This is a genomic window from Hymenobacter endophyticus, from assembly GCF_032464715.1.
Classification (GTDB): Bacteria; Bacteroidota; Bacteroidia; order Cytophagales; family Hymenobacteraceae; genus Hymenobacter; species Hymenobacter endophyticus.
Genome location: NZ_JAWDJT010000008.1, coordinates 184,126 through 197,855, shown reverse-complemented (window position 1 = coordinate 197,855; position 13,730 = coordinate 184,126). Strand labels below are relative to the sequence as shown.

Sequence of the window (13,730 nt, the reverse complement as noted above, 5' to 3'; positions counted from 1 at the left end):
TCATACCGACCTACCCAAAAACCCCTTTAGTAGCTCTCTATGAGTTGGATTTCAAAAACCCTTTCCAGCAGCATCGGCCGCAAAATCATCATGGCCATTACCGGCCTCTTTCTCTGCTCCTTCCTGGTAGTGCACCTGGTAGGTAATCTGCAGTTATTCAAGGATGATAACGGTGTTGCCTTTAATGCCTATTCCGAGTTCATGGGCCACAACCCAATCATCCGCACGTTGGAGATTGGACTGGTACTGGGCTTCGGCTTTCACATCTATGAGGGCCTGGCTTTGGCAATTAAAAACCGGGCCGCCCGCGGCGGTCAGGGCTACGTGTCCGACCATATTGAGCAGAACAGCTCCTGGCACTCTCGTAGCATGGCTATGCTGGGCTCCATCGTGCTGTTTTTCCTGATTGTGCACCTGTACAATTTCTTCGGCTCCCTGCGCTTCACCGATGTACCGCGTGACGCCAACGGCAACGAAGACGCTTACGCCCTTGTACTGGCCGCTTTCAAAAACCCGTTTTATGTGGCCCTGTACGTGGTAGCGCAAATTGCACTGCTGTACCACCTGCTCCACGGCTTCGGCAGTGCTTTCCAGACGCTGGGCCTTACACACCGGAAATACACGCCCGCTATCAAGTTTGTGGGCTATGCATTCTCCATTATCGTGTGCGCTGCTTTTGCTGCCATGCCGCTCTACTTCTTCTTCGCGAAATAAATTCTCACCTCGACAGCCTATGTTTCCGGATTCCAAAATTCCCGAAGGCCCGCTGGCCGAAAAATGGGACAGTCATAAATTCAACGTTAAGCTCGTAAACCCCGCCAACAAGCGGAAATACGACATTATTGTAGTTGGTACCGGTCTGGCTGGTGCTTCGGCGGCGGCTTCCCTGGCCGAGCTGGGCTACAACGTGAAGGCTTTCACCTACCACGACTCTCCCCGCCGGGCGCACTCCATTGCTGCGCAGGGTGGTATTAACGCTGCCAAAAACTACCAGAACGACGGTGACTCGGTGCACCGTTTGTTCTATGACACCATTAAAGGTGGTGACTACCGTGCCCGTGAAGCCAACGTGTATCGTCTGGCGCAGGTATCGGTGAGCATCATTGACCAGTGCGTGGCCCAGGGGGTACCCTTCGCCCGCGAGTATGGCGGGCTGCTGGCTAACCGCTCCTTCGGGGGTGCGCAGGTAAGCCGCACGTTCTACGCCCGGGGCCAGACCGGCCAGCAGCTGTTGCTGGGCGCTTACTCGGCCCTTTCGCGCCAGGTAGCTTACGGTAAAGTGAAGCTCTACACCCGCTCCGAAATGCTGGACGTGGTAGTAGTGGATGGTCAGGCCCGGGGTATCATCACCCGCAACCTGATCAACGGTGAAATTGAGCAGCATTCGGCCCACGCCGTGGTGCTGGCTACCGGCGGTTACGGCAACGTATTCTATCTGAGCACCAACGCCAAGTATTGCAACGTAACCGCTCCGTGGCGGGCCCACAAAAAGGGCGCGTACTTCGCCAACCCTTGCTTTACCCAGATTCACCCCACCTGTATCCCGGTTTCCGGTGATTACCAGTCGAAGCTGACGCTGATGTCGGAGTCGTTGCGCAATGACGGGCGCGTGTGGGTACCGGCCTCCAAAGAAACGGCGGAACGTCTGCGCGCTGGCCAGATCCGGGTGCAGGACATTCCTGAAGAAGAGCGTGACTACTTTCTGGAGCGTAAATACCCCGCTTTCGGTAACCTGGTGCCCCGCGACGTAGCCTCGCGTAACGCCAAGCAAATGTGCGACGAAGGTCGCGGCGTGGGTTCCTCGGGCCTGGCTGTGTACCTGGACTTTGCCGAAATTATCAAGCGTACCGGCGCCGAAGCCGTAGCCCAGAAGTACGGTAACCTGTTCGATATGTACGCCAAAATCACTGGCGAAAACCCCTACGAGCAGCCCATGCGCATTTACCCGGCCGTACACTATACCATGGGCGGCCTGTGGGTAGATTATAACCTGCAAACCACCATTCCTGGCCTGTACGCTACCGGTGAGTGTAACTTCTCCGACCACGGCGCCAACCGCCTCGGTGCTTCGGCCCTGATGCAGGGCCTGGCCGACGGCTACTTCGTAATTCCTTACACCATTGGGGATTACCTGGCCCAGACGCCGCCTAAGCCCGTTACCACTGAGCACCCCGCCTTCAAGGAAGCCGAAGCCGAGGTACGGGCCCGCATCCAGAAGCTGATGAGCATCAATGGTACGCGTACCCCCGATGATTTCCATAAGGCGCTGGGCCACATCATGTGGGAATATTGCGGTATGGCGCGCACGGCCAAAGGCCTGGAGTTTGCCAAAGCTGAGATTCAGAAGCTGCGCAAGGAGTTCTGGAGCGACCTGAAGCTGGTAGGCACTGAGGCCGAAATGAACCAAGCTCTGGAGAAAGCCGGCCGCGTAGCCGACTTCCTGGAGTTGGGTGAGCTAATGGTGGACGATGCCTACAACCGCAACGAAAGCTGCGGCGGCCACTTCCGCGAGGAATACGCCACTGAAGAGGGCGAAGCCAAGCGCGACGATGAGAACTATGCCTATGTAGCTGCCTGGCAGTACGTGGGCGAAAACCAGCCGGAAATCCTGAATAAGGAAGAGCTGAAGTTCGAAAACGTGAAGCTCACGCAGCGCAGCTATAAGTAGTAGTGAGTAGTGGGTATTGGGTAGCGAGACACCTCCTGCCCAATACCTCACCCTCTCGCTACTCAACACTCACTACTCAATACTCTTGAAATACAATGGCTGGAAGTAACCCCAATGCCAAACCGATGAACCTGACGCTGAAAGTATGGCGGCAGAAAAACCGTACTACTCAAGGCGGCATCGTTGATTACCAGGTGCGCGACATTTCCCCGGATATGTCCTTCCTGGAAATGCTGGATGTACTCAACGAAGATCTGCTGCGCAAAGGTGATGAGCCGGTTGCTTTCGACCACGACTGCCGCGAAGGCATTTGTGGCTCTTGTAACCTATTCATCAACGGCCGCGCCCACGGCCCCGAGGCTGGCACTACTACCTGCCAGCTGCACATGCGCAAGTTCTCCGACGGTGATACCATCACCATCGAGCCCTGGCGCGCAGCGGCTTTCCCAGTAAATAAGGATTTGAGCGTGGACCGCTCGGCCTTTGACCGTATCATTCAGGCCGGTGGCTACATTTCGGTGAACACCGGCGGCACGCCCGATGCCAACGAAATTCCGGTTCCCAAAGAAATTGCAGACCGGGCGTTTGAAGCGGCTACCTGCATTGGCTGCGGAGCCTGCGTGGCCTCCTGCAAAAACGCCTCGGCCATGCTGTTCGTGTCGGCGAAGGTGAGCCAGTTGGCTCTGCTACCCCAGGGCCACGTGGAGCGCAAAACCCGCGTAGAAAACATGGTAGCCCAGATGGATAAGGAAGGTTTCGGCGCCTGCACCAACATTGGCAGCTGCGCAGCCGAGTGCCCGGTAGGTATTTCCCTGGAAAACATTGCCATCCTGAACCACGAATTTTTGGCGGCTAAAGCCACTTCCAATAACCTGGCGTAGGTTTCTGGGTTATAGCTGTAGAATTCCTAAGAAGGCGAAACGGATTTCCGTTTCGCCTTCTTGCTTTTCGGTAATCTTGCTTTCGGTTTAGCTCTCGACTTCGTGCATACAGAGAACTGCCGGCCACCTTTACGCTTCATTGAATGATAACCATCATTGCGGGTACCAACCGGCTCAACTCCCGGGCCCGACGTCTATCTGATTACTACCTGAACTTGCTGGCAGAACGCGGCGTGGAAGCTCAGATTCTGGATTTAGGAGCCTTGCCAGCAGATTTCACCTCAACGGCTCTTTATCACAACACGGGCCAGAATGAAGAATTTAACCAGCTGGTACAGATGGCGGCCCAAGCTGACAAGCTGGTATTTGTGGTGCCAGAGTATAATTGTTCGTTTCCCGGGGTACTCAAATCCTTCATTGATGGCCTCCCCTACCCGGGCGGTATTCGGGGCAAGAAAGCCGCTTTGGTGGGGCTGAGTACCGGTACGCAAGGCGGGGTACTAGCCCTCAACCACCTCACCGACGTGCTGATGTATCTGGGTACGGCCGTGCTGCCCCAACGCGTGCGTTTGCCCCTTATCGATAAGTACCTGGCCGAGGATGGTACTCTGACGGAGCCACTGTATCAGCAGCTGCTGCAGGAGCAGGCCGACCAGCTGCTCCGCTTCTGATGGCCGTATTTCTGTGGTAAAAGGGCTCCGTTTAGCCTGTGGTGCCTATCTTGCGTACTCCTGTTGGTTTTGGTGGCATGACGCGCTTTTTCGCCTTTTTCCTGTGTATCCTGCTCTTGTTCCAGACGTTTAGTCGGGAACTGCTGGTACTGGATTACCAGGCCCGTAAGGCGGAAATCACGCAGCTTTTTTGCGTGAATAAGGGTAAGCCCCGCCTGCAGTGCAACGGCAAGTGCCACCTGCGCAAGCAGCTCCGCAAAGCCTCGGATGCCGAGAGCAAAGCGCCTGGTGGCCTGGCCAAGGTGAAATACGAGGTGCTGCCCCCCGCTGCGCAACTTGCTCTTCAACCGCAGGCCGGGGGCTCTGCGGCTCCCGGGCGGTTTGCCCCGGCCGTGACCGTGCGCTACGCATTTTCGCCGGAGCACAGCATTTTTCATCCCCCCGCAGCTTAACGAACATCTGGGTTACCCGGCCGCCTGCGCTGGGCTGCTGCTACCACCGGCCCCATTGAGGACTGGTTGGCAGCTGTTTCCATTTTTTCGTTTTGCTGACTTTCCTGATGACATTTCGCTCCTTTACTTTTCTGCTTTTTGCTTCACTGGCCACTACTCTTTCTGCCTGTAAGGATGATGCCGACCTAACGGTGCCGGCCGCTGGCACTCTGGATATTGAAGTAGACAACGTGGTGGGCACGGCCCCCCTGGCCCTGAATACCGGCACGTATTTCACGCCTCTGGGCCAGCAGTTCACGGTTTCCACGTTCAACTATTATATCACCAACGTTAAGCTGAAGAAGGCTGATGGCACCGAGTACGCCGAGCCCGAGAGCTACCACTTGGTAAGAGAAACGGACGCCGCTAGCAAAGCCTTCACCCTGAATAATGTACCCGCTGGCGACTACACTGCCCTGAGTTTTGTGCTGGGCGTCGATAGTGTCCGCAATGTTTCGGGTGCGCAGGTGGGGGCTCTGGACCCGGCCAATGGCATGTTCTGGACCTGGAACTCGGGCTACATCTACACCAAGATGGAAGGCAGCTCGCCCCAGGCGGGCGGCAACCGGCAACTTGTCTTCCACATTGGCGGGTTTAAGAAGCCGAACAACACTATCTGCACGGTATCACCTTCCCTCAACGGCGCGGTCATTCAGGTGCGCAAAGACCGGCACCCAACCGTACACCTGGCGTCCGATGTGCTGAAGATGTTTACGGGCCCCAACACCATCAACTTCACCACCCTCTCCAACACCATGGGCGGCAGCAGCTCCGTGCTGGTGGCCGATAACCAGGCGGCGGGCATGTTTCGCGTGGAGCATATTCACGCCAACTAGCTGGCATGTTGCGCGCTAAGTTTGCCTGGCTGGCCCTGTGGGGGCTGGCCGGGCTTGGGGCCTGTGCCACCGATGCCGATATGGCCCCTGCCTGGGAAGTGCCTGGTACGGAAGTGCCCACCAACTTCCCGGCCCCAGTATATCCGGCTGCCCTGAACCCGCCCACCCATGAAGCCTTTGCGCTGGGCCGCACCCTGTTTTATGACCCGCTGTTGTCACGCACCGGCGACGTTTCCTGCGGCAGCTGCCACCAGCAGCAGGTAGCCTTTGCTCACCAAGACCACCACTTCAGCCACGGAGTGGATAACCTGCTGGGTACCCGCAACGCGCCGGCCTTGCAAAACCTGCGGTGGCGAGCAGAATTTATGTGGGATGGTGGGGCCAAGCACATAGAAACTATGCCCTTGGCTCCTATTACCAACCCCGTGGAGATGGATGAAACGCTGGAAAACGTACTGCGCAAGCTCAATGCCGATGCTGGCTATCAGCAACGCTTCGAGCAGGTGTACGGCAGCCGGCCCATTACCTCCCAGCAACTACTAAAGGCGCTGGCGCAGTTTACGGCCTCCCTCACCAGCAGCAACTCCCGCTACGACCACTACGCACGCCAGGAAAAAGGCGGGGAGCTGACTGGGCCCGAAGTACGAGGGCTAGCCATCATGCGCCAGAAGTGCAGCACCTGCCACGCTGGGGAGTTATTTACGGATGAAACCTACCGCAACAATGGACTGGACCGGAGCTTCTGGGCCGACTCGGGGCGGGCACACATAACCGGCCGCCCCCAGGATGTGGGCCGCTTTAAGGTGCCCAGCCTGCGCAACGTGGCCCTCACTCCACCCTATATGCACGATGGCCGATTCCGGACCCTGCGGGAGGTGCTGGACCACTATGACTCGGGAATGGTAGAATCAGGGACGCTGGACGTGCAGTTACGCCGCAGTGGCGCTGGGCCGGGCATTTCGCTTACTGAGAATGAAAAAACGGATTTGCTGGCCTTCCTGCAAACCCTCACCGACACCGAATTTCTGCACGACAAGCGCCTGGCCGAAAGCCGCTGACTTGCCTGCATTTCCTTTTTTCTGTATGAGAAAGAAAGTACTACTTCTGGTGCTGCCCCTTTTGTTTGGGGCAGCACTGGGCCACGCCTGCGACATTTGCGGGTGTTTCATGGGAATTACGCCTTATGACAACCAAAGTGGATTTGCCCTGATGCACCGCTACCGGGTATTCAACGGGTACCAGAGCTACGGGCAGAAGCCGCAGTTTTTCCCGCCCGCCGCCCGTCCTTTCGTTCCTCGTCACCTTAACCACACTACGGCTGACTTTCGGCACGCCCACAACGGTGACCCAGACGACTACGAAATCTACCGGGTAGTGGAGTTGCGCGGGAAGTACTTCCTTAGCAAGCGCCTGGAGTTGAATGCGTTTCTGCCCTATGTCATGAACTCGGCTCGCGCCAACGGTGCAACGCTCAACCTGGCAGGCATTGGGGATGCCACAGTATTTGCGGGCTACCACCTCATTCGCACTATTGAAACCGCCGGGGTGCAGAGCCGCCTGATAGTAGGCGGCGGGGCCAAGCTACCCACCGGTGAGTACCGGCGGCGTACGGCCCTGGGCCGCCGGTACCCCACGCTTAACCAGCCCGGCACGGGCACCACCGATGGGTTCGTGTACGCCAACTACATCGGCAGCTTCCGGAACGTGGGCCTGAGTGTAAACAGCAGTTACCGCCGTGCCACCCGCAATGCCCTCGATGAAGGATTGGCCCCCAGCACTACCACTTTTGCCAATCTGTTCTACCGTGTAGCATTGGGCGAGGGCAACAAGTGGCAATTCTATCCTTCAGCGCAATTTTTCTACGAGAAAACGGCGGGCGAAACGTTTGAGGGTCGCCTCACCGGGGAACACGCCATGAACAATGCCATGTTAGGCCCAGGCCTGGATATATACTACCGAAATTTCTCCCTGAATACCAGCTTCCAATTGCCCGTGTACACGGCCACCACCGACCACCCCGCCAGCGCGGGCCGTATGGTCGTGTCAGTGGGCTACAGTTTCAAGCAGAGTAAATACCTGATTCAGTAATGAAAGCAGGTGAGTGGAAGCACATCACCCTGAGCCTATTGCAGGATGATGTGCTTCCACTCACTTATATATCCCGGAGGGGTTTACCCTGCTGCCGCAGCCAGCGGCGGTGCTTGGGCTCCCCTACCACTTGAGCCCCGTAGATGCCCCGGTGCCCTGAGAATAAGTAGCTGCTCACGCAAGCCAAGCCAGCGTACAGCCCGCATGAACTCCCAAACAGCTCCATAGCCATGAGGGTGCAGGCCAAAGGCGTATTGGCAGCCCCGGCGAATACTGCCACAAACCCCATACCGGTCAGCAAAGGGAGCGGAAGCGGCAGCACTAGGCCGAGGGCGTTACCTAACGTGGCCCCAATAAAAAACAGAGGTGTCACCTCGCCTCCTTTAAAGCCAGCGCCCAAGGTTAGAGCCGTCAGGAGCAGTTTGAGGGCAAATGCGTAGGGCGGCACAGGCTCCTGAAAAGCCGCCACGATAGTGGGTAGCCCCAGCCCACTGTACGCAGTAGTGCCCAGCGCCCATACCAGCAACGCTACCACCGCGCCACCTAGCACCGGGCGCAGAGGTGGCCACGAAACACGGTTTTTAAAGGCGGCCCCAATACCGTGCGTAACGCTGCCAAACAGCCTGCCTACCAGTCCAAACGCCACGCCGGCCCCCACGGCCAGCAGCAAATTCAGCACGGATAACTCCGGCACAGCCACTACGGGGTAAGCTGTATGACCCACTCCCCAGGCCCGGGCTACCCAGTCGGCCCCGGCAGCCGCCAGCAACGCCGGTACCAAAGCATTGTAGCGCAGGCGGCCCAGCAGCAGCACTTCCAGCCCAAAAACGGCCCCAGCCAGCGGGGTGCCGAATACCGACGCGAAACCGGCACTGATACCAGCAACCAGCAATACAGGCCGTTCCTGGGGCCGAATTCGCAGCCAGCGGGTTAGCTGATCAGCCAGGGAACCACCCATTTGCACGGCCGTGCCCTCCCGGCCCGCGGAACCCCCAAACAAATGCGTAAGTAGCGTACCAAGCAGCACCAGGGGAACCATGCGGAGCGGCAGCGGGGTCCGGGGCTGGTGTATCTCATCCAGAATCAGGTTGTTGCCCGCCTCTACGCTTTGGCCCAGGTAGTAATACAAGCTTCCTACCAGGAGCCCACCCAGCGGCAGCAGAGTCACCATCCAGTCGTGCGCTTCTCGCCAGTCCGTTACCCACTCCAACGCCACCAGAAAGGCTGCCGAAACCGTGCCAGCCAGTGCCGCCACCAAGGCCGATAAACCCAGCCAGCGGCCCACGTAGAGCAGCAACAACCGGTATTCCGCCAGCAGCAGGCGCACTCGAAGGTTCATAAGCGGAATAATGAAGTCGGACTGGGCAAAAGTACGGGCTGCAGTCCGGCTAAACTACCCCAGCCGGAACCCGCAACCCGCTGGGGGGCGTTCAGCTGAAACCCTTATCTTCAGGCAGCCCCTTTTCATTACGCGCTATGCCGCTTCCCTTACTTCGGTTCTGTACGGTTGTCGTTTTACCCGTTCTCGTGGCGGGTTTGCTGAGCAGTTGTGAAAAGAAGGGCATAGTTGATGAAACCCCATACGCGGCAAGTCCCTACCCTCTAGTGCTGCCAGCCGGCCTGCCCCAGAACGTAACCTTACCCACTGATAATCCACTGACGGTGGAAGGAGTGGAATTGGGGCGCAAGCTTTTCTACGAAGTCCGGTTATCTGGCAATGGCACCCAGTCGTGCGCCAGCTGCCACCAGCAAAGCAAGGCATTTACCGATGCGCAGGTACGTGCCATTGGAGCGCAGGGGCAAGCTCACCAGCGCAATACCATGTCGTTGGTTAATTTGCTTTGGGAGAAGAGCCTGAACTGGGATGGGGCCGCAACAAGCCTGGAAACCCAGGCCCGGCTGCCAATCGAAAACCCCTTGGAAATGCACCAGCCCCTGGCGGCGGGGGTACGCAAGCTGCAACAGACTGATCTGTATCCTCCTCTGTTTCAGCAGGCCTTCGGCAGCAGCATCATTACGGAAGCCAACGTACTCAAAGCGCTGGCTCAGTTTGAGCGCACCCTGATTTCGGCCAACTCCCGCTATGATAAGTATTTACGCCGGGAAGGTACCTTAACAGCCACCGAACGGGCCGGAGCGGCGCTGTTCAACAACCACCCCGGAGAGGTAAGCGGTTTGTTTATTCGGGGCGGTACCTGCCACCACTGCCACATCAGTGAAAATGGCCTGTTCACTTCCCCCGATTTTTTCAACAACGGCCTGGACGTCAGCTTCTCTGACCCCGGCCGGAGTGGTGTAACCAATGCCCCCGCCGACCGAGGCCGTTTTAAGGCTCCCAGTTTGCGTAATATTGCCCAAACAGCCCCTTACATGCACGATGGTCGGTTTCAAACCCTGGAGCAGGTCCTCGACCACTATAACGAGCACGTGCAGGTAACCAGCCCCGGCATCGACCCCAACGTATTGCTCTCCAACACGCCCAACGGCACCAAGCTTGACCTCACCGCCCAGGAGAAAACGCAGCTTATTGCCTTCCTCAAAACCCTCACCGATTCCACCTTCCTCACGGATAAACGCTTCTCTGACCCATTCCGCCAGTAACCTTGCCGAGTGGCAGGTTCGGTGATTCTCTTATTTTGTCAGCTGAACGTTTACCTCCGTTTCTTTCACCGGCTGCTCCCTACACTAGGTACCAGTATGTACCCAACCAGGGCTGCAGTCATGTATCCGATGATGCATTGTTACTCTTGTAAACGTTTTAAGCATCAAACCCAACATCAGATGCTTAGCGCTTTTCTCTCCGCCTCTCCCCTCTTGTCTTATGAAAATTCTGCTGATAGCTGCCCTCGTGAGCAGTGCGCTATTGAGTTGCACACTTGGCCCCCGCAGTAGTGGACACCGCCCCCTCAGCCCCGATAACGAGGCAGGCATGCCTGACCGAATACCTGTCGATACTGTTCTCACCGACTCGATACAATCCCCAACAACACCCTAGCAAGGGCAAAATGCAACGAAAAGCCCCCACAGGTTTCTGCGGGGGCTTTTTGATATTATAGATCAAATCGGCTGGCGCTAATCCACGTTATCGTGCAAAAAACGGTTGTCACCCAGCAATTCGTTGTCGTCTGACAGGTTGAACCGGCTGATATTCTGCTCCGAGGAAGGCACCACATTTTCCAGCTTTACCTGGCGCCGCAAATAAGCCGGGGTATCCAGCTGGTCCTTGATAGCATCGTTGGATAACCCGTTGCTCAGGGCCTGCAGACGCTGCCTACGCTCCTCCGCCCGCGCATCCAGCGAAGGCCGGGGCAAGGTGTGGTGCGTAGTTGTGGGTTGGCTGGGCTGCTGCGACAGCATAGGCTCCGGAGCGGGCATCGAAGGTGCAGCCACTACCGGCGACTCGTAACTTACTGGAGCTGGGGCCGATGTTTCCAGATCATAGCGCGTTACGGGCTGGGACTCCGCCACAGGCGCGGGGGCACTGAACGTTGGAACCGCTGGGGCAGCTTCCTGCCGGTCCTTATCAAAAATATTGATCTGGGGGTCGGGTTGCATGCTCACCGTGTCCTGCTCACGGGCTACCACGTTGGTAATATTGTGCGCGTCGCGGGCGAATCCGGTAGCAATTACCGTTACCCGAATGCTCTGGCCCAAGGTAGGATCTACTCCGTGACCAAAAATCACCTCCGCGTTCTGGCCGGCTTTGTCTTGGATGTACTCCGTAATTTCGGTGAGTTCATCCATTTCCAGCTCGGCCTGGTCGCCCGACATGATGCTCAGCAGAATACGCTGCGCGCCTTGGATGTCGGTATTGTTCAGCAGCGGCGAGGCCAGTGCTTCCTCAGCAGCACGCTGGGCCCGGTTCTCGCCTTCGGTGATGCTGCTGCCCATTACGGCCGCGCCGGAGTCTTTCATGACGGTTTTCACGTCTTCAAAGTCCACGTTCACATCGGCCGTTACTGTAATAATCTCGGCAATGGATTTAGCGGCGGTACTCAGCACGTTATCTGCCTTGGCAAAAGCCGAGCGGATAGGCAGATTGCCGAAAATCTCGCGAAGCCGGTCGTTGAGAATCACCAGTACCGTGTCGCAATTGTCGCTCAATTCCTTAATGCCCTGCTCCGCTTGCTGGCGCTTCTTCTTGCCCTCAAACATGAACGGAGCCGTCACGATACCTACCGTGAGAATACCGAGCTCCTTGGCCACCTTGGCAATAACGGGAGCCGCACCAGTACCGGTACCACCGCCCATACCCGCCGTAATGAACACCATTTTGGTGCCGTTGCTCAGCAACTCCCGGATTTGCTCCCGGCTCTCAATGGCTGCTTGCTTGCCCCGCTCAGGGTTAGCGCCCGCGCCAAGGCCCTCCGTCAGGTCGGCCCCGATTTGCAGGCGGTTTGGCACCGTGGAGGAAGCCAGGGCTTGCTTATCGGTATTACAGATGACAAACTCTACGTCCTTGATGCCTTGGCTGAACATGTGGTTCACGGCATTGGACCCCCCACCGCCCACTCCAATCACCTTGATGATGGATTTAGACTGCGCCGGTATATCGAAAGTAAAATTCATGGGTTGAGTCAATTAAAAATCAAAAACTATGAATCAAAAATTGAGCGCAATTCGCTTTCCGCACGACCAAAATCAGTGCTCATTTTTAATTTTTAATTCACAATTCTCAATTGACAGTTAGTATTGCTTGTCGTCGAAATCATCGATCAGCAAGCCTTTTGTGCGGCTGATGATTTTCTGGAAAAAGTCGCCGGCACCCGACGTTTTCTTGGGTGCTTCCTGCTCGGTTTTAGTTGCCGCCTGTTGAGGCTGCGTGGCAACGGGCTGAGGTGCAGCAGGTACCACTGGGCGGGGTTCTGGAGCTGCCCGGTAGTGGTTTGGTTCGGGCTCCTCATAGCCGCGCTGGGCAGTGCGGTCCTCAACAGAGCGGTAGCCTGCCAGTACCAGCCCCACCGTAGTGGCGTACATCGGTGACTTCACGGCCTCTATCTTGCTCTTACCCAGGTGCTCATTCGGGTAGCCGATGCGGGTATCCATGCCGGTTACGTACTCAGCTAACTGTACCAAGTTCTGCAATTGGGAGCCACCGCCCGTCAGTACAATACCGGCGGCCAGCTTGTCCTGGAAGCCCAGGCGCTGAATTTCGGCATATACTAACTCAATGATTTCCTCCATGCGGGCCTCAATGATGTAGGCCAAGTTCTTCAGGCTGATTTCCTTGGGAGCCCGGTCACGCAGGCCCGGAATGCTTACAATTTCGTATTCGGAAGCTTCCTCCGCAATGGCTTTGCCAAACTTCACCTTCAACTGCTCGGCCTGGTTCTGCATTACCAGGCAACCTTGCTTGATGTCGGAAGTGATGATATTGCCGCCAAAGGGCAGCACTGCCGCGTGGCGGATGATGCCGTCCTTGAACACGGCTAGGTCAGTGGTTCCGCCGCCAATATCAATCAGGGCCACCCCAGCTTCCTTCTCCTCATCCGACAGCACGGACATGCTGGAAGACAGCGGCTCCAGGATCAGGTTGTCAATTTCCAGCCCAGCCTTAGTTACGCATTTATAGATGTTGTTGATAGCCGTGCTTTGGGCCGTGATGATGTGGAAATTACCCTCCAAACGGACGCCCGACATGCCAACGGGGTCCAGGATGCCTTCCTCATAATCCACCTTGTAGTCCTGCGGCATTACGTGAATAATCTGGGAGCCAGGAGGCGTAACCAAGCGGTACATGTCGCTGGTCAGGCGCTCCACATCAGCCTGCGTAATCTCATTGTCGACGGACGCGCGGGTGATGCTGCCATTGTGCTGCAGGCTTTTGATATGCTGGCCCGCAATACCCACGTTCACTACGCCAATATTGATACCCGATTGTTCCTCCGCCTGCCGGATAGCCTTTTTAATGGCATCTACTGTCTTGTCGATGTTCGACACGATACCACGCACCACCCCTTCCGACACGGCTTTACCCATGCCCAAAATTTCGAGCTTCCCAAACTCATTTTTACGCCCAACCAAGGCGCAAATTTTGGTGGTGCCAATATCAAGGCCGACTACAATCTTATCGTGTTGCATGGGAGGAAGGGCGA

12 protein-coding genes are annotated in these 13,730 nt (G+C 57.0%); 9 read left to right on the top strand and 3 right to left on the bottom strand.

The genetic code is table 11. The features are described from left to right. Positions 1 to 39 precede the first annotated feature (39 nt). From ROI90_RS13280 to ROI90_RS13245, 8 genes are all read left to right on the top strand, one after another. Positions 40 to 714 (top strand): succinate dehydrogenase cytochrome b subunit, encoded by a 675-nt coding sequence (locus tag ROI90_RS13280; protein ID WP_315998833.1) that lies wholly within the window; start codon positions 40 to 42, stop codon positions 712 to 714. Between the two features lie 19 nt (positions 715 to 733). Next, complete coding sequence (locus ROI90_RS13275; RefSeq protein ID WP_315998832.1) at positions 734 to 2,668, top strand: fumarate reductase/succinate dehydrogenase flavoprotein subunit; 1,935 nt, start codon at positions 734 to 736, stop codon at positions 2,666 to 2,668. Between the two features lie 125 nt (positions 2,669 to 2,793). Further along, positions 2,794 to 3,549, top strand: a complete 756-nt coding sequence (locus tag ROI90_RS13270; RefSeq protein WP_315998917.1) for a succinate dehydrogenase/fumarate reductase iron-sulfur subunit — start codon at positions 2,794 to 2,796, stop codon at positions 3,547 to 3,549. Between the two features lie 143 nt (positions 3,550 to 3,692). Further along, a complete protein-coding gene (locus ROI90_RS13265; RefSeq protein WP_315998831.1) occupies positions 3,693 to 4,220 on the top strand; it encodes an NADPH-dependent FMN reductase in 528 nt (175 codons plus the stop codon). A 50-nt stretch (positions 4,221 to 4,270) separates the two neighbouring features. Next, complete coding sequence (locus ROI90_RS13260) at positions 4,271 to 4,672, top strand: hypothetical protein (protein WP_315998830.1); 402 nt, start codon at positions 4,271 to 4,273, stop codon at positions 4,670 to 4,672. A 107-nt stretch (positions 4,673 to 4,779) separates the two neighbouring features. Then, entirely contained in the window at positions 4,780 to 5,547 is a 768-nt protein-coding gene (locus ROI90_RS13255; RefSeq protein ID WP_315998829.1) for an MbnP family protein, read from the top strand. A 5-nt stretch (positions 5,548 to 5,552) separates the two neighbouring features. Next, a complete protein-coding gene (locus ROI90_RS13250) occupies positions 5,553 to 6,605 on the top strand; it encodes a cytochrome-c peroxidase (RefSeq protein WP_315998828.1) in 1,053 nt (350 codons plus the stop codon). A gap of 25 nt (positions 6,606 to 6,630) precedes the next feature. Continuing rightward, a complete protein-coding gene (locus ROI90_RS13245; protein WP_315998827.1) occupies positions 6,631 to 7,635 on the top strand; it encodes a hypothetical protein in 1,005 nt (334 codons plus the stop codon). A 64-nt stretch (positions 7,636 to 7,699) separates the two neighbouring features. Here ROI90_RS13245 and ROI90_RS13240 read toward each other — a convergent pair whose 3' ends face one another. Next, positions 7,700 to 8,974 (bottom strand): chloride channel protein, encoded by a 1,275-nt coding sequence (locus ROI90_RS13240; protein ID WP_315998826.1) that lies wholly within the window; start codon positions 8,972 to 8,974, stop codon positions 7,700 to 7,702. A 266-nt stretch (positions 8,975 to 9,240) separates the two neighbouring features. Here ROI90_RS13240 and ROI90_RS13235 point away from each other — a divergent pair, with 266 nt between their 5' ends. Next, the gene (locus tag ROI90_RS13235; RefSeq protein WP_315998825.1) at positions 9,241 to 10,236 is read left to right on the top strand and encodes a cytochrome-c peroxidase; all 996 of its coding nucleotides are present in this window, start codon (positions 9,241 to 9,243) and stop codon (positions 10,234 to 10,236) included. A 471-nt stretch (positions 10,237 to 10,707) separates the two neighbouring features. Here ROI90_RS13235 and ftsZ read toward each other — a convergent pair whose 3' ends face one another. Together ftsZ and ftsA are read right to left on the bottom strand one after the other, a co-directional pair. Further along, positions 10,708 to 12,204, bottom strand: coding sequence for a cell division protein FtsZ (ftsZ, locus tag ROI90_RS13230; RefSeq protein ID WP_315998824.1), 1,497 nt, complete (start codon positions 12,202 to 12,204; stop codon positions 10,708 to 10,710). Positions 12,205 to 12,321: 117 nt separating this feature from the next. Then, positions 12,322 to 13,716: a cell division protein FtsA gene (gene ftsA / locus ROI90_RS13225; protein WP_315998823.1), complete on the bottom strand. Its 1,395-nt coding sequence runs from the start codon at positions 13,714 to 13,716 to the stop codon at positions 12,322 to 12,324. Positions 13,717 to 13,730: the final 14 nt, after the last annotated feature.